At 71.8% G+C, this 24,768-nt stretch carries 21 protein-coding genes; 9 read left to right on the plus strand and 12 right to left on the minus strand.

The features are described 5' to 3' along the window. Window positions 1-63: 63 nt before the first annotated feature. Window positions 64-1,029 (minus strand): helix-turn-helix transcriptional regulator, encoded by a 966-nt coding sequence (locus tag ACWC24_RS14375; RefSeq protein ID WP_450663123.1) that lies wholly within the window; start codon window positions 1,027-1,029, stop codon window positions 64-66. Between the two features lie 62 nt (window positions 1,030-1,091). Here ACWC24_RS14375 and ACWC24_RS14380 point away from each other — a divergent pair, with 62 nt between their 5' ends. From ACWC24_RS14380 to ACWC24_RS14400, 5 genes are all read left to right on the plus strand, one after another. Beyond that, window positions 1,092-2,639 (plus strand): MFS transporter, encoded by a 1,548-nt coding sequence (locus tag ACWC24_RS14380; protein WP_450663124.1) that lies wholly within the window; start codon window positions 1,092-1,094, stop codon window positions 2,637-2,639. 214 nt (window positions 2,640-2,853) lie between these two features. Beyond that, window positions 2,854-3,615 (plus strand): DeoR/GlpR family DNA-binding transcription regulator, encoded by a 762-nt coding sequence (locus tag ACWC24_RS14385; protein WP_450663125.1) that lies wholly within the window; start codon window positions 2,854-2,856, stop codon window positions 3,613-3,615. Further along, window positions 3,612-4,559, plus strand: a complete 948-nt coding sequence (gene pfkB / locus ACWC24_RS14390; RefSeq protein ID WP_450663126.1) for a 1-phosphofructokinase — start codon at window positions 3,612-3,614, stop codon at window positions 4,557-4,559. Before ACWC24_RS14385 ends, pfkB begins: the two co-directional genes overlap by 4 nt. Before the next feature lie 100 nt (window positions 4,560-4,659). Next, window positions 4,660-6,798 (plus strand): PTS fructose transporter subunit IIABC, encoded by a 2,139-nt coding sequence (locus tag ACWC24_RS14395; RefSeq protein WP_450663127.1) that lies wholly within the window; start codon window positions 4,660-4,662, stop codon window positions 6,796-6,798. Window positions 6,799-7,042: 244 nt separating this feature from the next. Continuing rightward, window positions 7,043-7,351 (plus strand): hypothetical protein, encoded by a 309-nt coding sequence (locus tag ACWC24_RS14400; RefSeq protein ID WP_450663128.1) that lies wholly within the window; start codon window positions 7,043-7,045, stop codon window positions 7,349-7,351. Window positions 7,352-7,371: 20 nt separating this feature from the next. Here the strand turns inward: ACWC24_RS14400 and ACWC24_RS14405 are convergent, their stop codons facing one another. The 4 genes from ACWC24_RS14405 to ACWC24_RS14420 form a co-directional block, all read right to left on the minus strand. Continuing rightward, window positions 7,372-8,118 (minus strand): DUF6227 family protein, encoded by a 747-nt coding sequence (locus ACWC24_RS14405; protein ID WP_450663129.1) that lies wholly within the window; start codon window positions 8,116-8,118, stop codon window positions 7,372-7,374. A gap of 202 nt (window positions 8,119-8,320) precedes the next feature. Continuing rightward, on the minus strand, window positions 8,321-9,541 hold the full coding sequence (locus ACWC24_RS14410) for a L,D-transpeptidase (protein WP_450663130.1): 1,221 nt from the start codon (window positions 9,539-9,541) through the stop codon (window positions 8,321-8,323). 186 nt (window positions 9,542-9,727) lie between these two features. Then, entirely contained in the window at window positions 9,728-10,819 is a 1,092-nt protein-coding gene (locus tag ACWC24_RS14415) for a P1 family peptidase (protein WP_450663131.1), read from the minus strand. Between the two features lie 103 nt (window positions 10,820-10,922). Continuing rightward, a complete protein-coding gene (locus ACWC24_RS14420) occupies window positions 10,923-12,143 on the minus strand; it encodes a low temperature requirement protein A (RefSeq protein ID WP_450663132.1) in 1,221 nt (406 codons plus the stop codon). Window positions 12,144-12,249: 106 nt separating this feature from the next. Between ACWC24_RS14420 and ACWC24_RS14425 the strand changes: the two genes are divergently transcribed. Further along, the gene (locus ACWC24_RS14425; RefSeq protein WP_450663133.1) at window positions 12,250-12,432 is read left to right on the plus strand and encodes a hypothetical protein; all 183 of its coding nucleotides are present in this window, start codon (window positions 12,250-12,252) and stop codon (window positions 12,430-12,432) included. A gap of 70 nt (window positions 12,433-12,502) precedes the next feature. Here ACWC24_RS14425 and mscL read toward each other — a convergent pair whose 3' ends face one another. From mscL to ACWC24_RS14455, 6 genes are all read right to left on the minus strand, one after another. Continuing rightward, window positions 12,503-12,988, minus strand: coding sequence for a large conductance mechanosensitive channel protein MscL (mscL, locus tag ACWC24_RS14430; RefSeq protein ID WP_450663134.1), 486 nt, complete (start codon window positions 12,986-12,988; stop codon window positions 12,503-12,505). Between the two features lie 132 nt (window positions 12,989-13,120). Then, the gene (locus ACWC24_RS14435; protein ID WP_450663135.1) at window positions 13,121-13,660 is read right to left on the minus strand and encodes a hypothetical protein; all 540 of its coding nucleotides are present in this window, start codon (window positions 13,658-13,660) and stop codon (window positions 13,121-13,123) included. A gap of 309 nt (window positions 13,661-13,969) precedes the next feature. After that, window positions 13,970-14,821: an S-methyl-5'-thioadenosine phosphorylase gene (locus tag ACWC24_RS14440; protein WP_450663136.1), complete on the minus strand. Its 852-nt coding sequence runs from the start codon at window positions 14,819-14,821 to the stop codon at window positions 13,970-13,972. 290 nt (window positions 14,822-15,111) lie between these two features. After that, window positions 15,112-15,432, minus strand: a complete 321-nt coding sequence (locus ACWC24_RS14445) for an FmdB family zinc ribbon protein (protein ID WP_450663137.1) — start codon at window positions 15,430-15,432, stop codon at window positions 15,112-15,114. 67 nt (window positions 15,433-15,499) lie between these two features. Further along, window positions 15,500-16,795, minus strand: a complete 1,296-nt coding sequence (locus ACWC24_RS14450) for an MFS transporter (protein WP_450663138.1) — start codon at window positions 16,793-16,795, stop codon at window positions 15,500-15,502. A gap of 415 nt (window positions 16,796-17,210) precedes the next feature. Next, on the minus strand, window positions 17,211-18,773 hold the full coding sequence (locus ACWC24_RS14455; protein ID WP_450663278.1) for a potassium/proton antiporter: 1,563 nt from the start codon (window positions 18,771-18,773) through the stop codon (window positions 17,211-17,213). A gap of 228 nt (window positions 18,774-19,001) precedes the next feature. Between ACWC24_RS14455 and ACWC24_RS14460 the strand changes: the two genes are divergently transcribed. Then, entirely contained in the window at window positions 19,002-21,770 is a 2,769-nt protein-coding gene (locus ACWC24_RS14460; protein ID WP_450663139.1) for a penicillin acylase family protein, read from the plus strand. Between the two features lie 30 nt (window positions 21,771-21,800). Here ACWC24_RS14460 and ACWC24_RS14465 read toward each other — a convergent pair whose 3' ends face one another. Beyond that, on the minus strand, window positions 21,801-22,358 hold the full coding sequence (locus ACWC24_RS14465; protein WP_450663140.1) for a 5-formyltetrahydrofolate cyclo-ligase: 558 nt from the start codon (window positions 22,356-22,358) through the stop codon (window positions 21,801-21,803). Window positions 22,359-22,514: 156 nt separating this feature from the next. On the opposite strand from ACWC24_RS14465, the gene galU reads away from it, so the two are divergent. Then, window positions 22,515-23,417: a UTP--glucose-1-phosphate uridylyltransferase GalU gene (galU, locus tag ACWC24_RS14470; protein ID WP_450663141.1), complete on the plus strand. Its 903-nt coding sequence runs from the start codon at window positions 22,515-22,517 to the stop codon at window positions 23,415-23,417. A gap of 5 nt (window positions 23,418-23,422) precedes the next feature. Next, window positions 23,423-24,745, plus strand: coding sequence for a molybdotransferase-like divisome protein Glp (gene glp, locus ACWC24_RS14475; protein WP_450663142.1), 1,323 nt, complete (start codon window positions 23,423-23,425; stop codon window positions 24,743-24,745). The last annotated feature ends 23 nt before the right edge of the window (window positions 24,746-24,768 follow it).

Below are 24,768 nucleotides of genomic sequence, written 5' to 3' on the forward strand. Positions count from 1 at the left end.
GGTTCGGGTCGATGAAGATGTGCCGGTGGTCGAAGGCGGCGACCAGGCGGGGCCCGCCCGCGCTCACCCGCCCCCGGCCCGGCTCAGGCGTCCGCCCAGCTCTCGTACGAAAGCCGCCAGTTCCACCGGCTCGCGGACCTCGAACTCGTATCCCAGGACCGCCAGCCGCATCGCCAGCCACTCCATCGGATCGCCGGTCGTGCCCCGTACCCGGCAGCCGCCCGCCTCCGTCGGCTCCGGCTCGGCGAACCAGGCCGGCAGCCGGGCCGCGACGGCCTCGGGCGGTGCGGCGAAGACGGCCTCGAAGGCGTACGTCTCCTGCCGCCGCCGGATCGACCGGCGCAGGTATTCCGCCGCGCTCCCCGTCGGCAGCTCCCGCGGAGCGAACCGCGATCCCGTCGCGACCGGCTCGCCCACCCGGTCGACCCGGAACGTACGCCAGTCGGCACGGTCGAGGTCGTACGCGACGAGGTACCAGCGCCGTCCCGTCGACACCAGCCGGTAGGGCTCGGTGAGGCGCCGGGTCCGGGTGCCGTCCGCGGCCCGGTAGGCGAACCGCAGGCGCTCGCTCCCGGCCACCGTCGAGGCGATGACGGTCAGCGTCTCGGGCGCGATGGTGGCACCGTCCCCGCTGGTCAGCGGAGTGGTCGCGGCCTGGAGGGTGGCCACCCGGTGGCGCAGCCGGGACGGCAGCACCTGCTCCAGCTTGGCCAGCGCCCGCACCGATGCCTCGTCGACGCCCTCCAGCGCGTGCCCGGCGCCCGCGCGCAGCCCCACCGCGATCGCCACCGCCTCCTCGTCGTCGAGCACGAGCGGCGGCATCGCCTTGCCCGCGACCAGCCGGTAGCCGCCGTCGGCGCCCTTGCTCGCCTGCACGGGATAACCGAGTTCGCGCAGCCGGTCGATGTCGCGCCGGACCGTGCGCCGGGAGACTCCGAGCCGGTCGGCGAGCTCGCCGCCGGGCCACTCCCTGGGCGTCTGGAGCAGGGAGAGGAGCTGGAGAAGCCGGGCCGGGGTGTCCGTCGTCATGAGTTCGAGGATGCCGCACAACTAGGACATGATCTGACCTAATACGGTCCTAGATTGCGGATATGACCTCCACCGAGACCCCTCTCAGTGCTCAGCCCGACGTGGGCGACCGGCGGCGCTGGTTCGCCCTCGCGATCGTGATGACCGCGGCCTTCATGGACCTTGTCGACGTCACCATCGTCAACATCGCCATCCCGTCCATCCAGAAGGACGCGGGCGCGTCCTTCAGCCAGATCCAGTGGATCACCGCGGGCTACGCGCTGGCCTTCGCCGCCGGGCTCGTCACGGGCGGCCGCCTCGGCGACATCCACGGCCGCAAGCGGCTGTTCCTCGTCGGCATCGGCGGGTTCACGATCGCGTCCGCGCTGTGCGGCTTCGCCGCGAACCCGGAGATGCTGGTCGCCTCCCGGATCCTCCAGGGCGGCATGGCGGCGATGATGGTGCCGCAGGTCCTGTCCATCGTGCACGCCACCTTCCCGGCCCATGAGCGGGGCAAGGTGTTCGGGCTGTTCGGCGCGATCGTCGGACTGGGCGCGGTCTCCGGGCCGCTGCTCGGCGCGCTGCTGACGGAGTGGAACCTCTTCGGTCTCGAATGGCGCCCGATCTTCCTCATCAACCTGCCCGTCGGCATCCTGGGCCTGTTCCTCGGCAGCCGCTTCATCACCGAGTCCAAGGCCCCCCGGGCCCTCAAGCTGGACCTGGTCGGGGTCGCGCTGGTGACGCTGGGTCTGCTGATGCTGCTGTACCCGCTGACCCGCGGGCGTGAGCTGGGCTGGCCGGTGTGGGGGTACGTCTCGATGGCGGGCTCGCTCGTCGTCTTCGGGGCGCTGGTGGCGTACGAGCGGCGCAAGGCCGCGCGGGACGGATCCCCGTTGGTCGAGCTGTCGCTGTTCCGGGTGAAGAGCTTCGCGGCCGGTATCGCCGTGCAGACCGTGTTCGGGGTCGCCCTCGGCATCTTCTTCCTGGTCTGGACGCTGTACATGCAGATCGGGCTGGGCTGGAGGCCGCTGCGGGCGGGCCTGACCGGGGTGCCCTTCTCGATCGCGGTGTCGGCGGCGGCGGGCCTGTCGGTGCAGAAGCTGGTGCCGCGCTTCGGGCGTGGTGTGCTCCAGGCGGGCGCGCTGCTGATGGCGGCGGGTGTGCTGATCTACATCGGAGAGTCGGAGCGGTACGGGCTCGGCATCGCCTCCTGGCAGATGGCGCTGCCGCTGGTCGTGATGGGGCTGGGCATGGGCCTGATCGTCGCCCCGCTGACCGACGCGGTGCTGTCGGAGGTGCCGCGCGAGCACTCCGGTTCGGCGTCCGGGCTCATCAACACCGTGCAGCAGATGGGCAACGCGCTGGGGCTCGGACTGGTGTCGGTGGTCTTCTTCGGCGAGATCGGCGACCGGCTGACCGCGGACCAGGTGGGGCCGTCCTTCGTGAACGCCTTCCAGCACGCGCTGGTCTGGGTGGCCGTGGTGATGGCCGTCATCTTCCTGCTGATGTTCGCTCTGCCGAAGCGGCCGGCGCAGCACGTGGAGGGCGCGCCGGAGCCGGACTCCGGCACGGCGGAGCGGGGGCCGGAGCCCGCGGCGGCCTCGGCGCCCGCCTCGGAGCTGGTGTCCTGAGCCACCGGTTTCGATCCGGACGGGACGGCGGTGCCTGCGGGCGCCGCCGTTCCGGTTTCCCCTCCCCGTAGCGAGGCCGTGGGAGCTCGTCCGGGAAGTCCGCCGGAAGCCCGTTTGCGTCCGCCTGATGCCCGAACCTGTTTACTTTCCGGAAATCCGGGCGTACCGTTCTGGTGAAACCACAGATTCGGGCATCAGTCGGAGGCGAACGGACATGTACGCACCGGAGCGACAGCAGGAGATCCTGCGGCTCGCCCGTGACGGCGGCCGCGTGGACGTGCTGTCACTCGCCGAGGAGTTCCAGGTCACCGCGGAAACGATCCGCCGCGATCTGAAGGCCCTCGACCGCGCGGGCCTGGTCCGCCGGGTCCACGGTGGCGCCATACCGGCCGGACGCCTCGACTTCGAGCCCGATCTGGCCGAGCGCGAGTCCACCTCGGCGGACGAGAAGGACCTCATCGCCAAGGCGGCCCTCACGGAACTGCCGGTCGAGGGAACGGTGATCCTCGACGCCGGTACGACGGTCGCCCGTCTCGCCGCGGCCGTCCCGCTGGACGCCTCGCTCACCGTCGTCACCCACAGCCTGCCGATCGCGGCCCGCCTCGCGGACCACCCCGGCATCCAGCTCCACCTCGTCGGAGGGCGCGTCCGGCACCGTACCCGCGCCGCCGTCGACGCCTGGGCGCTGCGCGCGTACGGCGAGATCCGGGCCGACGTCCTCTTCGTCGCCGCCAACGGCTTCTCCGCGGAGCACGGTCTGACCACCCCCGACCTGGCCGAGGCCGCGGTGAAGCGGGCCGCGATCGCCGCCGCCCGCCGGGTGGTGCTGCTGGCCGACTCCGCCAAGCACGGGCAGGAGCACTTCGCCCGTTTCGGCGGCCTGGGCGACGTCGATCTGCTGATCACCGACAGCGGGCTCGGTCCCGAGGACACCGCCGTCATCGAGCGCGGCGGCACGGAAGTTGTGCGCACATGATTCTCACCGTCACCCCCAACCCGTCCCTCGACCGCACGTACGAGGTGCCCTCACTGGAGCGCGGCGACGTCATCCGCGCCACCGGCGAGCGCGTGGACCCCGGCGGCAAGGGCGTGAACGTCTCGCGCGCCGTCGCGGCCGCCGGGCGGCGTACGGTCGCCGTGCTCCCCCTGGGAGGCGCGCCGGGCGCGCTCGTCGCCGGCCTCCTCGACGCACAGGGCATCGAGGTCGCGCGGGTCCCGGTCGCCGGTACCACCCGCTCGAACATCGCCCTGGCGGAGGCGGACGGCGTCCTGACGAAGATCAACGCGCCGGGTCCCGAACTGTCGCCCGACGAGCAGGAACTGCTCCTGGAGACGGTGCGCGCACGGTCGGGCGACGCCGACTGGATCGCCTGCTGCGGGAGCCTGCCCCGCGGTCTCACGCCGTTGTGGTACGCCGACCTGGTCGCCCGCGCCCATGCCGCGGGGGTGCGGATCGCCCTGGACACCTCGGGCCCCGCGCTGCTGGAGGCGCTGCGCGAGCGGCCCGACGTGGTGAAGCCGAACGCCGAGGAACTCGCCGAGGCCGTCGGCCGCCCCCTGTCGACCGTGGGCGACGCGCTGAAGGCGGCCGAGGAACTGCGCGCGCTGGGCGCGGGCGCCGTGCTCGCGAGCCTCGGCGCCGACGGGCAGCTCCTCGTGGCCGCCGAGGGCGCCTGGTTCGCCGACGCGCGGGTGGACGCCGTACGCAGCAACGTGGGCGCCGGTGACGCCTCCCTGGCCGGCTTCCTGATCGCCGGTGGCAGCGGCCCGGAGGCCCTCGCCTCGGCCGTCGCGCACGGCGCGGCCGCCGTCCGGCTGCCCGGCAGCGTCATGCCCACCCCGGCGGACCTGGCCCCGGCGGCGGTGACGGTCGCGGCCGAGGTCCCCACGGACCGCGAGCTGACGGAGCCGGTGTCGTGAACCCCCGCCCCGCCGCCCCCGCCTTCCCCCACAGCACCACCCCCGTCCCCCTGTGCGTCCGGTTCGTTTCCCGGGCGATACGCGTGCGAAGGAGCCCGCGATGAGCGACCTGATCACCGCGGACCTGGTCGATCTCGACCTGTCCGCCGACACCAAGGAAGCGGCGGCACGCGCCCTCGCCGAGCGCATGGCCGCCCGGGGCCGGGTGACCGACCTGGACGGCTTCCTCGCCGACGTCGCCGCCCGCGAGGCGCAGATGCCCACCGGGCTCGACGGCGGCATCGGCATCCCGCACTGCCGCAGCGCGCACGTCACCGAGCCGACGCTCGCCTTCGGGCGCAGCCCGGCCGGCATCGACTTCGGCGCGGCGGACGGCCCGGCCGACCTGATCTTCCTGATCGCCGCGCCGGCCGGCGCCGACGACGCCCATCTGACCATCCTGTCCTCGCTGGCCAGGCAGCTGATGAACGACGAGTTCACCGCCGCGCTGCGGTCGGCCGGGGACGCGGCCGACGCGGCCGCGCTCATCCGCGGCGAGAAGACGCCGGCGGACATCGGCAAGTCGTCCGACGGCTCCCCCGCGGACGCCGCGGCCGCCGGGCCCACCTCCCAGGACACCGCCGTGGCGCCGGTGGCGGCCTCCGCCGACGCCACGGCGGGCAGCGGTACGACGGCGGGCCCGGCGTCGGCGGTCGCCGCGGCGGGTCCCGCAGGCGCTGGCGAGCGCCCCTTCCGGATCGTCGCCGTCACCTCCTGCCCCACCGGGATCGCGCACACCTACATGGCGGCCGAGTCGCTGGAGAGCGCGGGCCGCGAGGCGGGCGTCGAGGTCGTCGTCGAGACCCAGGGCTCGGCCGGCTTCGCCCGGCTCGACCCGGCGGTCGTCGCCGCGGCGGACGGCGTGATCTTCGCGCACGACGTCCCCGTACGCGACAAGGACCGCTTCGCCGGCAAGCCGACCGTCGACGTCGGCGTGAAGGCGGGCATCAACCGCCCCGCCGAACTCATCGCCGAGGTCCGCGGCAAGGCGGAACGCGGCGAGGCCACCGCGCCGGCCGCCGCGGACGGCACCGGCACCGGCACGCCGGTCGAGCGGGCCGGCGGCGCCGGCGAGGGCTACGGCACCAAGCTGCGCACCTGGCTGATGAGCGGCGTCAGCTACATGGTCCCGTTCGTCGCCGCGGGCGGTCTGCTGATCGCCCTCGGTTTCGCGATCGGCGGCTACAAGATCAACAAGGCGCCGTCGGTCATGGACCACTTCGTCTGGACCCAGACGGACAGCTGGGCCGCACTGCTCTTCCAGATCGGTGTCGTGTCCTTCGGCTTCCTGGTCCCGGTGCTGGCCGGCTACATCGCCTACGGCATGGCGGACCGCCCCGGCCTGGTCCCCGGATTCGTCGGCGGCGCGATCTCGCTGACCATCAACGCGGGCTTCCTCGGCGGTCTCGCGGCCGGTCTGATCGCCGGCGGCGTGGTGCTGTCGATCCAGCGGGTGAGGGTCCCGGCCGCGATGCGCGGCATCATGCCGGTGGTCGTGATCCCGCTGATCTCCGCGGCGATCGTCGGGTTCCTGATGTTCGTGGTCATCGGCAAGCCCATCGCCGCCGCGCAGAAGGGCATGACCGACTGGCTGAACCACCTCACCGGCTCCAACGCCATCCTGCTCGGCGGCCTGCTCGGCCTGATGATGTGCTTCGACCTCGGCGGCCCGGTCAACAAGGTCGCCTACACCTTCGCCACCGCCGGTATCGCGGTCGCCGCCCCGAGCGACTCGGCCATGAAGATCATGGCGGCCGTGATGGCGGCCGGCATGGTGCCGCCGCTGGCGATGGCGCTGGCCACGACCGTGCGCGGCCGGCTCTTCACCCAGACCGAGCGGGAGAACGGCAAGGCCGCCTGGGTGCTGGGCGCCTCCTTCATCACCGAGGGCGCGATCCCGTTCGCGGCGGCCGACCCGCTGCGGGTCATCCCGTCCGCGATGGCGGGCGGCGCGGTCACCGGAGCGCTGTCGATGGCCTTCGGCGCCACCCTGCGCGCCCCGCACGGCGGCATCTTCGTGGTGCCGCTGATCGGCAACCCGCTCCTGTACCTGATCGCCCTCGCCGCGGGCGTCTGCGTCACGACGGCTCTGGTCGTCCTCCTCAAGGGCCTGCGCGCACCGCTCGCCGAGGACCCGGCGGCGCGGACGCGGGGCGCGGCCACGGCGGAGGCGCAGCGCAAGCAGCCGGTAGCGGCGTAGGCGCACGGACGGGCGGACCGGACGGCCGCAGCTCCCCGGGGGACCGGGAGCTGCGGCCGTCCGCATGTCCCTTTGACGTGCTGTGAGTTGATCGGCGCCTGTCCGTGCCGATCTTCGACAGCCGTCGACGACCGTCTTCGGATGTCGTAATCGCTGCTTCTGCGTCAACCGCCACAACTGTCGTATCTGCGAGATGCGTCACGGTACAGGCCTGATGCGTGGCCGCTGGTGTCTACTGGACCGCATGTCCGAGCATCTCTCGATCCCTCAGCTGGCCGGTGTGGCGGTCCTGGCTCTGGCGGCGGCGGTCGTCTGGGTGATGTGCCTGACCCGCGTCCTGGGCCGCGGCCGCGACGGCAGCCGCGGCGGGGTCTCCGGGTGGCGTTCCGGCCCTGCCGGCCTGGCCGCTCTCCCGGTGCTGCCCGCCTCTTCCGTGCTGTCCGGCCTTCCGGCCCAGCGGCAGACGGGCCCGCAGCTGGAGTCCGTGGAGCTGACTCCGGCCGAGGAGGACGCCTTCGCGGGCCTGGTCAAGCGGTTCGGCGCGGGCGGCTGACCGAGCGGGCCCCGGGTCCGTCAGGAACGGCGTGCCGCGCGCCGTTCCATCGCCTCGCGGGCGGCGTCCTCGCTCGGGTAGACCTCGCACATGTGCCGACCGTCGGGCGTCTCCGTGTGCTCGACCTCCCACAGGGCGATCTCCCGGCCGTCCCGCAGCAGGAACGCGTGCTCGTAGAGCGCGAAGCACAGGCCGATCCGGCCCGCGCGGCACGGGCGGCCGAAGGCCTGGGTGATCTGGTGGGCGAACGCCGACGCCAGCAGTTCGGCCGTGTCCGCGCCCGGACGGTCCGGGTTCTCCGCCCGGCGCAGGAGCCGGCGCGCATGGTCCGCCGAGTCGTCGGGCGTGTACGCGTGCCGCGGCTGGGGGAGCGGTGAGAGCTGCACCTGCACCGGCAGTTCGAAATCGGGGGTGTCGGGCGGTAAGGACAGCCGGGAGGTGGCGGCGCGCAGTTCCTCCTCGTCGACGTACACCTCGTGCTGGGGGTCGCCGCCCGGCGCGGTGTTGTGGACGAGCTCCCACAGGGTCAGCGCCGAGCCGTCGGCGAGCAGCCAGGTGTGCCGGTAGGTCTCGCGATGCAGCCCCGCGCTGTGGTGCGCGGAGTGCAGTGAACTGTCGTGCGCCAGAGCGCAGTCGAGCCGCCGGATCACCTCGTCGGGCAGCTCGAAGGAGTTCAGGGCACGACCGAGGAGTCGCGCGAGGTGCTCTTCCGGAGACTCGGGCGACTCGGGTGGTTCGTACGCTGCGGTCTCGTACGGAACGCTCAAGGTTTCTCCTGGCGTTGCTGCATGTCACCTTGTGGGTGCATACCGTAGCCCCTCGGTCGGACATCATGTCCGGGAACCGGGAAAACGTGCACAGGGAAAACGCGCGGGCCGTGCGGGAAGTTCCCGCACGGCCCGCCGTATCGTCAAAATCCGCTGGTCAAAAGGGAGTTCCGGGCGGACGTCCTCGATGGGAGGCCCGTCGTCAGACGGCGCTGCCCGCGGTCCACTCGTCCCACGGCATGTTCCAGCCGTTGAGTCCGTTGTCCGGCGCCACGGTCTTGTCGGGGGAGTTCCGGACGACCACGACGTCCCCGATGAGTGAATTGTCGTAGAACCACTTGGCGGGCGTGTCCCCCTGGGCGCCCTGTACGTCCTGGAGTCCCACGCAGCCGTGGCTGGTGCCGGTCTGCCCGAAGGGCGGGGCGGACTTCTGGTACCAGTAGTTGCCGTGGACGAAGGTGCCGGAGTTGGTCAGGCGCATCGCGTGCGGCACGTCCGAGATGTCGTACTCGCCGCCGTAGCCGACCGTCGATCCGTCCATCCGGGTCTGCGTGAACTTCTCGGAGATCACCATCTGCCCGTTGTACGTGGTGTGCTCCGGGCTGCCCGAGGAGATCGGGACCGACTTGACGGTCCGGCCGTCGCGCACCACCGTCATGGTCTGCGTGTCGACGTCGACCGTGGAGACCTGCGAGCGGCCGATGGTGAAGGTGACGGTCTTCTTCTGTACCCCGAAGACGCCGTTCGCGCCCTGCACGCCGTCCAGGTCGATGTTCATCGTGACCTTGGAGCCGGCCTTCCAGTACTGGTCGGGGCGGAAGTCCAGCCGCTGCGCGCCGAACCAGTGCCCGGCCACCTGCTGCCCGCTGCTGGAGGTGACCTTGATGTGCGACTGGACGGCCTTCGTGTCGGTGATGGCCTTGTCGAAGGTGAACGACACCGGCATCCCGACGCCGACCGTCGTGCCGTCGTCGGGCGTGTACGTGCCGATGAAGCTGTTCGCCGACGAGACGGTGGTGAAGACGGAGTTCGCGGCGGAGGTACGGCCGCCCGAGTCCTTCGCGGTCGCCGATATCCGGTACTTGGTCCCGCGCTCCAGCCGGTTCTTCGGCTTCCAGTTGCTGCCGTCGGCGGACAGGGCCCCGTCCACGGCCTGCCCGGTCTCCGCGACCGTCATCTTCACGTCGGTCAGGGTGCCGCCGCTGACCCGCACGCCGGTCGAGTTGATCGACGCGCCGGTCGAGCCGTCCGCGGCCGAGATGGCGATCTTCGCCGTGGACGTCCTGGCGGTGCTCGTGCCGCCCTTGTCGTCCCCGGTCCCGGCGTTGGCGTTGCCGCCGCAGGCGGTGAGGGTGAGGGTGCCGACGATCAGGGCGGCACAGGCCCCCATCACGCGCCGCGCTGACTTCTTCGGCGTTGTCACGATCTGCTCCAGGTCTGTGTGGTGTACGGGTTCCGCTCACATACGTGGAGAAGGAGTGACCCGGCGTGGCAGGGGTTCCCGGCCGCCGCCCGGAAGGGTGTCACGTGACAGAACAGGGACAGTTCGATGAGGTACCCGTCATCAACTCCGCTGACGCGGGGGATTTGGGCGCCGCCGTCGCCCCGCTCAGCGCTCCCGGCGGCCGTCTCGGCCGACCTCCGTCCCGTACAGCGTCTCGTACGACGGCCACGCGCCCCCCGGTCCGTCCACCGACTCGGCCGCCCGGACGGCGCGCACGATCGCCCGGGTCACGAGGTCCGCGCCCGCTTCGAGGAGTTCGTTCAAGGCGCGTGGGCGCTCGATGTCCTTGATGCCCTCGCTGTCCTCGCTGTCCTCGCTGTCGAGAGGATGCGCCCCCGTCGCCAGTGTGAACACGGTGTCCCCGTCGTGGAGCAGATGCACCGGCCGTACGGCGCGTGCGATCCCGTCGTGGGCCGTGCCCGCCAGCTTCTGTGCCTGGGCCTTCGAGAGCCGGGCTTCGGTGGCGACCACCGCGAGCGTCGTGTTCAGCGGCGGGGGCGTGTTCCTGCGGGCGGCCTCGGCCAGACGCAGCCGCGCGGCCCGGTGCACCTGCGCCGACGGATACTCCACCCGCCCCTGGAAGTACTCCCCGTAGAGCGCTCCTGTCTCCGGATCCATCACCGAGCCCGCCGCGTTGGCCACCACCAGCGCGGCCACCGTGATCCCCGACTCCAGGACGGCGCTCGCGGTGCCGATCCCGCCCTTGAGCACCCCGGCCGCCGCTCCGGTGCCCGCGCCCACGCACCCTTCGGGCACGGGGGCGCCGGGTGCGGTCGCCGCGGCCGCCTCCACCGCGGCCCGCCCGGTGGCCGCGTCCGGCCTGGCCCGGAAGGAGCCGCCCCGGCCCAGGTCGAAGATGCAGGCGGCGGGCACCACCGGCACGACATGCGCCGGATCCGAGCCCACGGACACCCCGCGCCCCTGCTCCTCCAGCCAGGCCATCACCCCCGACGCCGCGTCGAGCCCGTACGCACTGCCGCCGGTCAGGACGATCGCGTCGACCCGCTCCACCAGGTTGCGCGGGTCGAGGGCGTCGGTCTCCTTGGTGCCGGGGCCGCCGCCGCGCACGTCCACGGCGGCGACGGCCCCGCCCTCCGGGGCGAGCACGACCGTGGTGCCGGTGAGCCACCCCTCGCCGGTGCGCGTCGCGTGTCCCACCCGCACACCGGCCACGTCGGTCAAAGCGTCGACTGTCATGGGGATCAGTGTCGCTCCGCCCGTCGTCCCGCGGGCCGCTTCGCGCACCGTCGCGCACCCGCCGTCGGACCCGGGGTGCCACGCGTCGTCGGGCCCGAGGGCGTCACACGGCCGGTGCGTCCCCCGTCTCCCGGTGCGGTCCGGCGTGCGTACGGGCCGTCAGCGTCGAGCCGACCACCACCCCCAGCGCCGACACCAGGCCGGTCGCGAGCACCGCCCACTCGCCGAGGAAGGTGCAGCAGATCACCAGCAGCGCCGTGGCCGGCAGGACCGACTGCTGGGCGATGCCCACCTTGAAGTGCCGTGCGTGCAGCGCCCACAGGGTGACCAGGTAGAGGGCCGTGGGCAGGGTCACGGCGGCCGAGGCGGCCAGGGCGGAGATGTGCGCCTGGCCCACCGTCTGCTCCACGGCCAGTTCGAGGCCGGCGCCGATCGCGGCCGCGGAGGCGAAGATCAGGTAGTGGCCGTAGCCCCAGAGGAACGCCTCTCTGCTGGAGTGCAGATGCCCGTGGATCGGCACCACGAAGTAGATCCACCACGCACAGAACACGATCAGCAGACCGCCGGCCGCGATCGGCAGCAACTCGCCGAGCGCGTCGTGCTCGTGCACGGCCGTCTTCACGGCGACCGTGGCCGCGGCGACCGTCTCGCCGAGCACGATGATCGTGAACAGGCCGTACCGCTCGGCGATGTGGTGCGGGTGCCAGGTCGTGGTGAAGGTCCGTTCCGCGTAGACCGGCACGCACAGCTCCGCGATCACCATCACCAGGAACAGCCAGGGACGGGCGTGTTCCGGCAGGAGCACCAGGCCCGTCCAGCCGATCTGGCAGACCAGCACGCCCCCCGCGTACCGCAGCGCGGTGCTCCGCTCGGCGCCCTCGGCGGTCCGCGCAGCCCGCAGCCACTGCGTCGCCATCGCCAGCCGCATGATCACGTAGCCGATCCAGACGACGGTGAAGTCACGGTTCTCGAAGGCTTGCGACACCCCGGCGGCCAGCACCAGGACACCGGCGATCTGGACCAGGGTGACGACTCGGTAGAGGGCGTCGTCGTTGTCGTAGGCCGAGGCGAACCAGGTGAAGTTCATCCAGGCCCACCAGATGGCGAAGAAGACCATCGCGTAGTTCAGGACGCCCTGTCCGACGTGCCCCTCCGCCAGGGCGTGCACCAGCTCGGCGCCCGCCTGTGCGATGGCCACGACAAAGCACAGGTCGAAGAAAAGCTCGAGCGGGGAGGCGACCCGGTGGGTCTCGGCGCGGTCGCGTGCGACGAGACCGCTCGGCGGTCTTGGGGGCGTGGGCCGTGGGGTGGGGCTGGAGGTCATGCGCCCAAGCACAGCAGATGCGTCCGGAAAGTTCCTGTACGGCCCCGCACACGGCAGGCGTCGCGGGTCCGGCGGACGGGTGCCTCCAGGGCCGTACCCTGGAGGCATGACGACCGAATCCGCCCCCGGACCGCGCGACCCGAAGGCCGCGCTGATCTTCGACGACCCGCTGGACCGGCCGTCCGCCGACGACACGGACCGCGGTTGGGGCGAACGGCCGCGCACGGACGGCGACAGCGCGGCCGACCTGAAGCGCTTCCTCGACGAGAAGCCGCCCCACCACATCTGATCCCGGTGGGTGCGGGCCGTCGCCGTCCGAGCCGGGGCCGGTCCGGCCGCCGTCCGCGTGCGAGACGGCCCTACTGGCGTCCGTCGTAACCGCGGTGCGAGGGTCCGTTGTAGCCGGAACCTCGCTGCGCGACCAGGGCGTCGCGGATCTCCTTGAGCACCTCCAGCTCGGTCACCTCGATGACCTCGTGCGTGCCCTGCCGCGCCTTCTTGCGGGCCTCCTGCCGGGCCAGGTACTTCGACATCGGCAGCACCATGAGGAAGTACACGACCGCGCCGGTGATCAGGAAGCTCAGGGTGGCGCCGAGGACCGACCCCCACAGCAGCCGGATGCCCTGGTTGCCCTTGCAGGACGAACTCAGGCACGAACTGTAGGCATCGAGGTTCTGCGTGCCGACCGCGCCGACCAGCGGGTTGATGATGCCCTTCACCAGCGAGTTGACGATGTTGGTGAAGGCGGCGCCGATCACCACCGCCACTGCCAGGTCGACGACGTTTCCGCGCATCAGGAAGGCCTTGAAGCCCTGCCAGACACCCGTCTCCTGCTTCTTGCTCACCTAAGGCCCTCTTCTCGCGTGCACAGGCTGTGGAACAAAGCGCTCCGCAACCTACGGCAGAGCGGGTTCGCCCTGCCCCGGCGGGTGCCTCGGAAGGGGGACTTGGAACGGTTTGGACCCGGACGGCGTGGCTCAGCACAGCGTCACCGCCAGCCGTTGCGTCGTGGCCGCTCCCACCAGACGGGCCGCGGTGGCGCGCTCCACGGAGAGCACCACCAGGGCGCCGCCCTCGGCCGTGGGGTCCACCGGCGTGGGCAGCCGCGTCACCAGCGCCCCGCGGGCGACCACCCGGGCGTCCCCGCCCGTGGCCGCCGGACCGGCGGCGATGACGTCGACGCGGTCGCCCGGGCGCAGCAGTCGGACGGTGGCCGCGTCCGCGATCCGCACCGGTGCCGTCACCGTCTCGACGGCGCGGTGCCGCCCGGCGGGGGCGCCGTCGGCCGGCTTTTCGGGCGCGGCCCGGTCCGGACGGCCGCGGGCCCGTTCGGTGTCCTGGGGACCGGCCGCCACGAGCGCGGCCGCGGTGACGACGATGCCGAGCGCGACGGCCCGCTCCCGGTGCCGTACGAGCCGGTGCAGCCGGTGCCGCGCGCCCCGGATGCGCACCGGGGCGAAGTGCGGCACCTCGCAGGTGGCGGGGGCGTCGGTGCCGGGCGGACGGGGCGCGGGCACGTCCGGTGAAAGCGTCGAGAGGGAGGAAGAGAGCGAGGAGAGCGAGGAGAGCGAGGGAAACGAGGGCAGGGTAGGGCCTGGGGGAGGGAGACGGGTCGGGAAGCGAGGGCCGGGGGGAGGGAAGGGCATCTGGATCACCGCCTGCGACGTGGGATCGGCGTGTGCTCCCACGATGAGGCTTCGCGCCACGGCCCGCCGACGCCCGTGGACGACCGGCGGACTGTGGACAACTCCCTCACCCGAACGAGGCGTTCCGCCCTCCCGGGCCCTCGCTCACGGCAGTGCGAACGCCCACGGCAGGGCGAACGCCTACGGCAGTGCGAACCCCGGATCCATCCCGCCGAGTGCCGTCGTGCACAGGCAGTCGCGGTCCCCGGCCGGGGGCAGTGCGGCCACCGCGTCGAACAGCACATCGCGCAGCCGGTCCACGTTCGCGGCGAACACCCGCAGCACCTCGTCGTGCGAGACGCCCTCCCCGGACTCGGCGCCCGCGTCCAGATCCGTGACCAGGTTCATGGAGGTGTAGCAGAGCTCCAGTTCACGGGCGAGGGCCGCCTCGGGGTGGCCGGTCATGCCCACCACGGACCAGCCCTGGGCCTGGTGCCACAGCGATTCGGCGCGGGTCGAGAAGCGCGGCCCCTCGACCACGACGAGCGTGCCGCCGTCCACCGGATCCCAGTCCCGCCCGCGCGCCGCCTTCAGCGCGGCCGCGCGCCCCACGGGGCAGTAGGGGTCGGACAGGGACACGTGCACGACGTTCGGCACCGTGCCGTCCGGCAGCGGCAGCCCGTCGAAGTACGTCCCGACCCGGGACTTCGTACGGTCGACGAACTGGTCGGGCACGACCAGGGTGCCCGGCCCGTACTCGGGGCGCAGGCCGCCCACCGCGCACGGGCCGAGGACCTGCCGGACGCCGACCGAGCGCAGGGCCCACAGGTTGGCCCGGTAGTTGATGCGGTGCGGTGGCAGATGGTGGCCGCGTCCGTGCCGGGGCAGGAACGCCACCCGACGGCCCGCGATCTCGCCGAGGAAGAGGGAGTCGCTGGGCGGCCCGTAGGGCGTGTCGACCTGGATCTCGGTCACGTCGTCGAGGAACGAGTAGAAACCGGAGCCGCCGATGACACCGATCTCCGCGCTGACGTCGAGCTCTGCGTTCGCCATGTTCAGCACACTAGCGGGCGCTCGCGGGGGAACGCCGGTCGGTACCGCGGACCCACCGGACCTCGCCGTAGGAGTGCACCGGACCTCGCCGTAGGAGTGCACCGGACCTCGCCGTAGGAGTGCACCGGACCTCGCCGTAGGAGTGCACCAGACCTCGCCGTCGGAGCGCACCGGACCTCGCCGTAGAGGCGCACCGGACCTCGCCGTAGAGGCGCACCGGACCCCGCTGTCGGAATGCACAGGACCCCGCCGTCGTGCGACGGCGGGGTCCCGATGCGGTGTGCGGGGTCCTAGGCGGCGGAGCTGCCGGCCGAGGAGCTGGAGCTCGACGACTTCGAGTCCGAGGACGACGAGGCCGAGGACGTGGTGGACGCCGACTTCGAGTCCGTGGACGTCGAGGACTTCGACGCGGCCGGCGAACTGCTCGACGAGGAGCCGCGGCTGTCGTTCCGGTAGAAGCCGGAGCCCTTGAAGACAATGCCGACCGCGGAGAACACCTTCTTCAGGCGGCCATCGCAGTTGGGGCAGACGGTCAGGGCGTCGTCGGTGAACTTCTGCACCGCCTCGAGGCCCTCGCCGCACTCGGTGCACTGGTACTGGTAGGTCGGCACTGTCTTCCTCCTGGCACTCTCACTCGATGAGTGCTAACGACGGTCCATAGTGACGTATTCCCGGGGATCAGTCCACCGTCATCGGCACTCGGTGACCGACGCCACGTGCGACGGTGCGGCCATGCGGGTGTACGGCGAGCCGTGAGCGCAGGGCGATCAGGGTCGCCAGCGCCAGCACCGTGCCGCCCATCGGCACTAGGAACCCGGTCCCGTCGCCGAGGCGGTCCTCCAGCTGTCCGGCGACCGTGACGGCGGCCGCCTGGCCCAGCGCCACCGCGCCGGTCAGCCAGGTGAAGGCCTCGGTGCGGGCCCCCGCCGGAACCAGCTTCTCGACCAGGGTGTAGCCGGTGATCAGGGAAGGTGCGATGCACATGCCGACCAGCAGGCCGAGCCCGGCCAGGACCAGGACCGAGTGCGCGGCCCAGAGGCCGGAGGCGGTCAGTGCGAGGGCCGCGTAGCCCACGACCAGGCGCCGCTGCGGGGCGACCCGCCAGGCGATCGCGCCGCAGACCAGGCCGGAGAGCATGTTGCCCGCGGCGAACACCCCGTACAGGACGCCGTTCAGGCCGGGCTCGCCGATCGACTCGGTGAACGCGGCCAGTGAGACCTGCATGCCGCCGAAGACGGACCCGATGCCCAGGAAGGTGACGACCAGTACGCGCACGCCGGGCACGCGCAGGGCGGATTCGTGCGCCACGCGTGCGTGCCCCTGGGGGGCCACGGAAGGCTGGGTGCTCTTGCGTGCGGCGAACAGCAGACCGCCGACCAGGGTCAGCGTGGCCTCCGCGACCAGGCCCGCCGAGGGGGTCACGGCGGTGCACAGCGCGGTGGCGAGCAGCGGGCCGAGGACGAAGGTCAGCTCGTCCGTGACGGACTCGAAGGCCGCCGCGGTCGTCATCAGCGGGGAGTCCTTGAGCTTCACGCCCCAGCGGGCCCGGACCATGGGCCCGACCTGCGGCACCGAGGCACCGGTGGGCACGGCCGCCGCGAACAGCGCCCACAGGGGCGCGTGGGCCAGCGCGAGCGCCGTGAGGGTCAGCCCGGAGAGCGTGTGGACGAGGACGCCGGGGACCAGCACCGCGCGCTGTCCGTAGCGGTCGGCGAGGCGGCCGCTGTAGGGCGCGAACAGGGCCATGGAGACGCCGGTGGCGGCAGCGGCGGCGCCCGCTGCGCCGTACGAGCCGGTGGTGTGCTGCACGAGCAGCACGATGGAGATCGTGAGCATCGCGAACGGCTGGCGCGCGGCGAAGCCCGGAAGCAGGAACGTCCAGGCGCCGCGGGTGCGCAGCAGCGACCCGTAACCGGGGCGGGACGGAGAGTCCGGCGAGTTCTTCGACGGCTCGTCGGTGACCGTGGATGCCACGGCCCGTGCCTTTCTGCCGCCTGGTAGCGCGCCCGTGCGGGGACGCCGAGCGCTGTCCTCTCGCGCGGAACTGCGGTAGATGCCGGGGCCTGTGTCGAGGGAGGCTTCCCGGCCGCCATACGGTCGCGCCAGCACTGCGTCAGGCAGAGTTGGTTCGATCAAGGTAAGCCTTCATCGTACAGGGATCAGCGCCCGGTGCACCTGTGAAAGCGGGCACTGTCGACGCGTCCGCCTGTGAACGGCTGGGGTGTGAACCGTACGAAACATGCCCTTAACGCGCCTGCGGGACACAGGAGGTCACCGCGGGGCCGCACGGCCCCGCGCCGTGCGGCCCCGCCGCTGCACCGTGCCGTGCGTTCCCGCCACGGCGCCGGGCCGAGGCGTCCCCGCCGCGCACCGGGCGGGGGCGATCCCGCTACCGCCTGCGTGCTCTGCCGGTCCCGCCCGGCTCGCGGGGCCCGTCCGCGCCGAGCCATCCGGCCAGCTTGCCGCCGTGGCCCACCGCGCGCAGTCGCCGTTCGGCCGCGTCGCGGACCGGGTCCGTGGCGACCACGAGGAGTTCGTCGCCGCGCCGCAGCACCGTCGTCGGCGACGGCACGAACGAGGTCCCGTCGCGTACGACGAGGGTGACCGCGGCCCCGGCCGGCAGTCTCAGTTCGTTGACCTCGACGCCGTGCATCTTCGACTCGGACGGGATCCCGACGGACAGCAGATGCCCGCGCAGCCGCTCCAGGGGCGCGGACTCGATGCCGAGGTCGGCGGCCTCGGAGCCCTCGCCCAGTTCCAGCTTGCGGGCCAGCCAGGGCAGCGTCGGCCCCTGGATCAGGGTGTAGACGACGACCAGCACGAAGACGATGTTGAAGATGCGGTGGCTGCCGTCGACGCCGTTCACCATGGGGATCGTGGCCAGGATGATGGGCACGGCGCCGCGCAGTCCGGCCCAGGACAGCAGGGCCTGCTCCTGCCAGGGAATCCGGAACGGGGTCAGGCAGAGCACGACGCTCAGCGGTCGCGCGACCATCGTCAGCACCAGGCCGATGACGAGGGCGGGCCACACGTCGTCGCCCAGTTCGTGCGGGGTGACCAGCAGGCCGAGCAGGACGAACATGCCGATCTGGGCGATCCAGCCGAGCCCGTCGGCGAAGCCGCGGGTGGCGGGCCAGTGGGGCAGCTTGGCGTTGCCCATGACCATCGAGGCTAGGTAGACGCCCAGGAAGCCGCTGCCGTGCGCCAGGGAGCCGGCCGCGTAGGCCATGACCGCGATGGCCATGACGGCGATCGGGTAGAGACCGGAGGCGGGCAGGGCGACGTGCCTGAGACCCCAGGAGCCCAGCAGTCCCACCGCGAGGCCGATGGCGGCGCCGATGGCCAGTTCCAGCACGATCTCGCCGACCAGGACGTACCAGTGCTCGAAGGGGCCCGCGGTGGAGAACGCGACGACCAGGATGACCACCGGGGCGTCGTTGAAGCCGGACTCCGCCTCCAGCATGCCCGTCACGCGCGCGGGCAGCGGGATCCGGCGCAGCACGGAGAAGACCGCCGCCGCGTCCGTGGAGGACACCACCGCCCCGATGATGAGCGCCTGCCGCCATTCGAGCCCGATCAGGTAGTGCGCGCCGGCGGCCGTCACCCCGACGCTCACCGCCACCCCGCCCAGCGCCAGCGCGGTGGCGGCCGGAAGGACCGGTTTGATCTCCTTCCACTTCGTGCCCAGACCGCCCTCGGCCAGGATCACGACGAGCGCCGCGTAGCCGATGACCTGGGTCATCTCGGCGCTGGCGAAGTGGATGTGGCCGAGGCCGTCCTGGCCCATCAGGACGCCTATCCCCAGGTACACGAGCAGGCTGGGAAGCCCGCTGCGCGAGGAGATGCGGACCGCTGCCACGGCGACGAGCAGGACGAGCGAGCAGGCGAGCAGGAGCTGGTTGAGGTGGTGGACAGTCAGTGGCCGTTCCCTTCCCTGGCTCACGCGCTTCAGCGCGAGGGGCGCACACGTATATCGGACACAACGCTCGCGCGCCGCATCCCCAAGTACTTCGTTACCTTACCTAACTCTTGACGATTTCTTGACGGTCGCCGTGTCGGGGTCGAACGTCCGTCCGTGCCAGTTCCCGACTCCGCGTCAAGCGGCTCGGGGCCCTGCGCCTATGGTTGCTCCAGCACTCCAGGACCGCCTGCCGCTCGCGTTAGGACAGCAAGGACAGCGATGCCCCCCAACACCACCGCCACAACGGGTGACAAGCCCGGCAAGTCCGGCAGGAAGAAGGGGCGCAAACTGCGCCTCGTCGTGCTCGTCCTGGTACTGGCCATCATTGGTGGCGTGGCCTACGGGGCGTACTGGTCCATCAGCACGGTCCGGGCCTCCTTCCCGCAGACCACGGGTTCGATAACCCTCGACGGCCTCTCGGGGCCGGTCGACGTCAAGCGTGACGGCAACGGGATCCCGCAGGTCTACGCCTCCTCCGACGAGGACCTGTTCATGGCGCAGGGCTACGTCCAGGCGCAGGACCGGTTCTACGAGATGGACGTGCGCCGGCACCTGACCTCCGGCCGCCTCTCGGAGATGTTCGGCCAGAGCCAGGTCAAGAACGACGAGTTCCTGCGCACCCTGGGCTGGGACCGGGTGGCGAAGCAGGAGTACGACACGAAGCTGTCGGCCGACACGAAGAAGTACCTCCAGGCGTACGCCAAGGGAGTCAACGCCTACCTCAAGGGCAAGGACGGCAAGGACATCTCCCTGGAGTACGCCGCTCTGGGGTTCACCAACGACTACAAGCCCACCGAGTGGACCCCGGTCGACTCGGTCGCCTGGCTCAAGGCGATGGCCTGGGACCTGCGCGGCAACATGCAGGACGAGATCGACCGGTCGCTGATGACCAGCCGCCTCGGCCCGAAGCAGATCGCCGACCTGTACCCGGAGTACCCGTACGACCGGAACCGGACGATCGTCCAGGAGGGTAAGTACGACGAGCTGTCCGGGACGTACGAGCAGGGCAGCGGTACGAGCGGCTCGGGCGGCACCTCCGCGAGCGGTACCTCCGGTTCCGCCGCCGGCGGGACCGCTCTGCAGAGCCAGCTCTCGGGCCTGTACGAGATCCTGGACGACCTCCCGACGGCGGTCGGCGTGAACGGCAACGGGATCGGCTCCAACTCCTGGGTCGTCTCCGGCGAGCACACCATCACCGGCAAGCCGCTGCTGGCCAACGACCCGCACCTGTCGGCCGCGCTGCCCTCGGTCTGGTACCAGATGGGCCTGCACTGCCGCACGGTCTCCGCCAAGTGCCAGTACGACGTCGCGGGCTACACCTTCGCGGGCATGCCCGGCGTGATAATCGGCCACAACGCGGACATCGCCTGGGGCATGACCAACTCCGGCGTCGACGTCACCGACCTCTACCTGGAGAAGCTCTCCGGCGACGGCTACCTGTACGACGGCAAGACCAGGCCCTTCAAGACGCGTACGGAGACCATCAAGGTCGCCGGCGGCGCGTCCAAGAAGATCGTCGTGCGCCAGACCGCCGACGGCATGCCGCTGCTGTCCGACCGTGACGACGAGCTCGTCGAGGTCGGCAAGAAGGCCGGCGTCGGTACCGAGGCACCCGACCGGGGCGACGGCTACGGCATCGCGCTCAGGTGGACCGCCCTCGACCCGGGCACCTCCATGGACGCCGTCTTCGCGATGGACAGGGCGGCCGACTGGGGCGACTTCCGCGACGCGGCGAAGCTGTTCGACGTGCCCTCGCAGAACCTCGTCTACGCCGACGGAGCCGGCAGCTCCGGCAACATCGGCTACACCCTGCCCGGGAAGATCCCCACCCGCGCGAAGGGCCAGGACGGCTCGGTCCCGGCGCCGGGCTGGGACTCCAAGTACAAGTGGACCGGCTACATCAAGTCCTCCGAGCTTCCCTACGAGTACAACCCCAAGCGCGGCTACATCGTCACCGCCAACCAGGCCGTGGTCGACAAGGACGCCTACCCCTACACGCTGACCACGGACTGGGGCTACGGCACCCGCAGCCAGCGGATCAACAGCCTGATCAAGGGCAAGATCGACGGCGGCGGCAAGATCTCCACCGACGACATGCGCCAGATGCAGCTGGACAACTCCAGCGAGATCGCCAAGCTGCTCGTCCCGGCGCTGCTCAAGATCGACATCGATGACCCGGACGTCCGCCAGGCGCAGAAGCTCCTGGAGGGCTGGGACTACACGCAGGATCCCGACTCGGCGGCCGCCGCCTACTTCAACTCGGTCTGGCGCAACATCCTCAAGCTCGCCTTCGGCAACAAGCTGCCCAAGGAGCTGCGGGTCGAGGGCCAGTGCCTGTACGTGGACCCGGCGAAGAGCACCAGCGCGGTGGACGACACCGAGAAGGTGCGCGAGTGCGGCCGGCGGGAGGCCGACCAGGCGCAGCCCGACGGCGGCGACCGCTGGTTCGAGGTGGTGCGCAACCTGATGGACGACAAGAACAGCGACTGGTGGACGACGCCCGCGTCGGGCACCCGCCCCGGGGCGCACGACGACCGGGACAAGCTGTTCGAACGCGCCATGATCGACGGCCGCTGGGAGCTGACCGCCAAGCTCGGCAAGGACATCGACACCTGGAGCTGGGGCCGGCTGCACCGCCTGTTCCTGAAGAACCAGACCCTGGGCACCGCGGGTCCGGCCTTCCTCCAGTACGTCCTCAACCGCGGCCCCTGGGAGCTCGGCGGCGGCGAGGCGGCGGTGGACGCGACCGGCTGGAACGCGGCCGGCGGCTACGGCGTCGTCTGGGTGCCGTCGATGCGGATGGTGGTCAACCTCGCCGATCTCGACAAGTCGAAGTGGATCAACCTCACCGGTGCCTCCGGGCACGCCTACAGCGCCCACTACACCGACCAGACGGACAAGTGGGCCGCCGGCGAGCTGTTGCCCTGGGCGTTCTCGCAGAAGGCGGTCGACTCCGGCACGAGCGACACACTGGTGCTCGAGCCGTGAGCCGTCGCAGCCGACCCGGCGGACGCTGAGTCAGACGTTCCCGAAGCGGCGCACGGCCGACGGTGTCACCACCGCGTGGACCGGCCGGTCGTGCGCCTCTTCGGGAACGTGCTCCACGACCTCCGGGTCGTAGAGCAGCACCACGAGCGCGGGGTGGGCGCCCGAGCGTTCCAGCCGGGCCAGCACCCGGTCGTACGAGCCTCCGCCGCGCCCCAGGCGCATGCCGCGCGTGTCGACGGCGAGGCCGGGCAGCAGCACCGCGTCCGCCGCGGTCACCGCGTCCGGGCCCAGGCGCTCACCGGCCGGTTCCAGCAGTGCCATCTTCCCGCCGTGCCGCACGCGCGCGAGGGATTCCGCTCCGGCGTACTCGCCCCAGTCCAGGTCGTTGTCGGGCAGCAGCACCGGAAGCAGCACCCGCACCTCCCGCGCGCGCAGCGCGTCCAGGAGCGCGAGCGTCCCGGGTTCGCTCCCCACCGAGACGTAGGCGGCCACCGTGCCCGCGCGGGCCAGTTCGGGCAGTTCCAGTGCCCGCTCCGCCAGCGCGTCCGAGGCCGCCTCCACGTCATCCGCGGTAAGCCTGTTTCTCACCTGAAGGAGATCGCGTCGCAACGTCCGCTTGTCAGAATGGACGGGAGGCCTGCCGCGATGCACAAAGTACTCCTATATGGTCTCAATGCGTTCATGTGAGCCGAAAATAATCCGGACCACAGATTGTTCACAAGCGCACCCGATAGGGTGTCGGCCATGACCCAGTCGCACCCCAGGATCAGCAAGGCTGTCATTCCCGCAGCAGGCCTCGGCACCCGGTTCCTGCCGGCCACCAAGGCCACTCCCAAGGAGATGCTGCCGGTCGTCGACAAGCCGGCGATCCAGTACGTGGTCGAGGAGGCCGTGGCCGCCGGGCTCGACGACGTCCTCATGATCACAGGCCGCAACAAGCGCCCGCTCGAGGACCACTTCGACCGCAACTACGAGCTCGAGTCGGCCCTGCAGAAGAAGGGCGACGCCGCGCGGCTCGCCAAGGTGCAGGAGTCCAGCGACCTCGCGACCATGCACTACGTGCGTCAGGGCGACCCCAGGGGACTCGGTCACGCCGTGCTGTGCGCGGCCCCGCACGTGGGCCGCGAACCCTTCGCCGTGCTGCTCGGCGACGACCTGATCGACCCCCGTGACCCGCTGCTGGCGCGCATGGTCGAGGTCCAGGAACAGCGCGGCGGCAGCGTCATCGCGCTCATGGAGGTCGCACCCGAGCAGATCCACCTCTACGGCTGCGCGGCCGTGGAGACCACCGAGGACGGCGACGTCGTCAAGGTGACCGGTCTGGTCGAGAAGCCCGACCCGGCGGACGCCCCGTCGAACTACGCGGTCATCGGCCGCTATGTCCTCGACCCGCACATCTTCGACATACTCCGCACCACCGAGCCGGGCCGCGGCGGCGAGATCCAGCTCACCGACGCGCTCCAGCAGTTGGCGCAGGACGAGAAGGTCGGCGGACCCGTGCACGGCGTCGTCTTCAAGGGCCGCCGCTATGACACCGGCGACCGTGGCGACTACCTGCGTGCCATTGTCAGACTCGCGTGCGAACGTGAAGACCTGGGCCCGGAGTTCCGGACCTGGCTTCGCAGTTACGTAGCCGAGGAGATGTAGCGACGTTGAGCACCGCCGCGCCCCGCACCGCAGACCAGGACCGTACCTGGTCGGTGGACGAGCACCTTCAGGACATCCTTGCCACCGTCCGCCCCCTGGAACCGATCGAGCTCCAACTCCTCGACGCCCAGGGCTGCGTCCTGGTCGAGGACGTCCTGGCGCCGGGGGCCCTGCCGCCGTTCGACAACAGCTCCATGGACGGGTACGCGGTACGGGTGGCGGATGTCGCGGGCGCGAGCGAGGAGTTCCCGGCCGTCCTGGACGTCGTCGGGGACGTCGCGGCCGGCCGGCGCGACCTGCTCGACGTGGGCCCCGGCCAGGCCGCCCGCATCATGACGGGCGCGCCGCTGCCGCCCGGTGCCGAGACCGTCGTCCCCGTGGAGTGGACCGACGGCGGACTCGGCGAGGGGCCGGTCAGCGGGATGCGGGCCGCCGGCCTCGACCCCGGGGGCGCCCGCGGACTGGTGCGGGTGCACCGGCCCGCCGAGGCACGCGCCCATGTGCGGGCCAAGGGCAGCGACGTCAGGGCGGGCGACCTGGCCCTGGAGGCGGGCACCGTCCTGGGGCCCCCGCAGATCGCCCTGCTCGCCGCGATCGGCCGCGGCACCGTGCGGGTACGGCCCCGCCCGCGCGTGGTCGTCATGTCCACCGGCAGCGAGCTGGTCCAGCCCGGAGAGCAGTTGGGCAGCGGTCAGATCCACGACTCCAACAGCTTCGCGCTCACCGCGGCCGCGCGCGACGCCGGCGCGATCGCCTACCGGGTCGGCGCCGTCGCCGACGACGCCGACATCCTCCGCTCCACCATCGAGGACCAGCTCGTGCGCGCCGACCTCATGGTCACCACGGGCGGCGTCAGCGTCGGGGCGTACGACGTGGTCAAGGAGGCGCTGGCGCACGTCGGCGACGAGGACGAGCCGGGCAGCGGCATCGAGTTCCGCAAGCTCGCCATGCAGCCCGGCAAACCCCAGGGCTTCGGCGCCATCGGCGCCGACCACATCCCGCTCCTCGCCCTGCCCGGCAACCCGGTGTCGTCGTACGTCTCCTTCGAGCTGTTCGTCCGGCCGGTCATCCGCACCCTCATGGGGCTCGCGGACATCCACCGGCCCACCACGCGCGCGACCCTGACCGCGGACAAGGCACTGACCTCCCCGGCGGGCCGCAGACAGTTCCTGCGCGGCAGCCACACCGACGGCGTCGTCCGGCCGGTCGGCGGCTCCGGATCCCATCTGGTGGCCGCCCTCGCGCACGCCGACGCGCTGATCGTCGTCCCCGAGGACGTGACCTCCGTCGAGCCCGGCACCGAGGTCGAGGTCGTCCTGCTCGGCTGAGCCCCGCGCGGGTACCCGTTCGC

Source organism: Streptomyces sp. NPDC001443 (assembly GCF_053597355.1).

Excerpts from the sequence above, each read along its gene's own strand:
- ACWC24_RS14440 (WP_450663136.1), bottom strand. The coding sequence starts at position 14,821 with ATGGCGAACGCAGAGCTCGACGTCAGCGCGGAGATCGGTGTCATCGGC.
- pfkB (WP_450663126.1), top strand. The coding sequence starts at position 3,612 with ATGATTCTCACCGTCACCCCCAACCCGTCCCTCGACCGCACGTACGAG.
- ACWC24_RS14385 (WP_450663125.1), top strand. The coding sequence starts at position 2,854 with ATGTACGCACCGGAGCGACAGCAGGAGATCCTGCGGCTCGCCCGTGAC.
- ACWC24_RS14380 (WP_450663124.1), top strand. The coding sequence starts at position 1,092 with ATGACCTCCACCGAGACCCCTCTCAGTGCTCAGCCCGACGTGGGCGAC.
- ACWC24_RS14395 (WP_450663127.1), top strand. The coding sequence starts at position 4,660 with ATGAGCGACCTGATCACCGCGGACCTGGTCGATCTCGACCTGTCCGCC.
- ACWC24_RS14420 (WP_450663132.1), bottom strand. The coding sequence starts at position 12,143 with ATGACCTCCAGCCCCACCCCACGGCCCACGCCCCCAAGACCGCCGAGC.
- ACWC24_RS14400 (WP_450663128.1), top strand. The coding sequence starts at position 7,043 with ATGTCCGAGCATCTCTCGATCCCTCAGCTGGCCGGTGTGGCGGTCCTG.
- ACWC24_RS14375 (WP_450663123.1), bottom strand. The coding sequence starts at position 1,029 with ATGACGACGGACACCCCGGCCCGGCTTCTCCAGCTCCTCTCCCTGCTC.
- galU (WP_450663141.1), top strand. The coding sequence starts at position 22,515 with ATGACCCAGTCGCACCCCAGGATCAGCAAGGCTGTCATTCCCGCAGCA.
- ACWC24_RS14460 (WP_450663139.1), top strand. The coding sequence starts at position 19,002 with ATGCCCCCCAACACCACCGCCACAACGGGTGACAAGCCCGGCAAGTCC.
- ACWC24_RS14415 (WP_450663131.1), bottom strand. The coding sequence starts at position 10,819 with ATGACAGTCGACGCTTTGACCGACGTGGCCGGTGTGCGGGTGGGACAC.
- ACWC24_RS14425 (WP_450663133.1), top strand. The coding sequence starts at position 12,250 with ATGACGACCGAATCCGCCCCCGGACCGCGCGACCCGAAGGCCGCGCTG.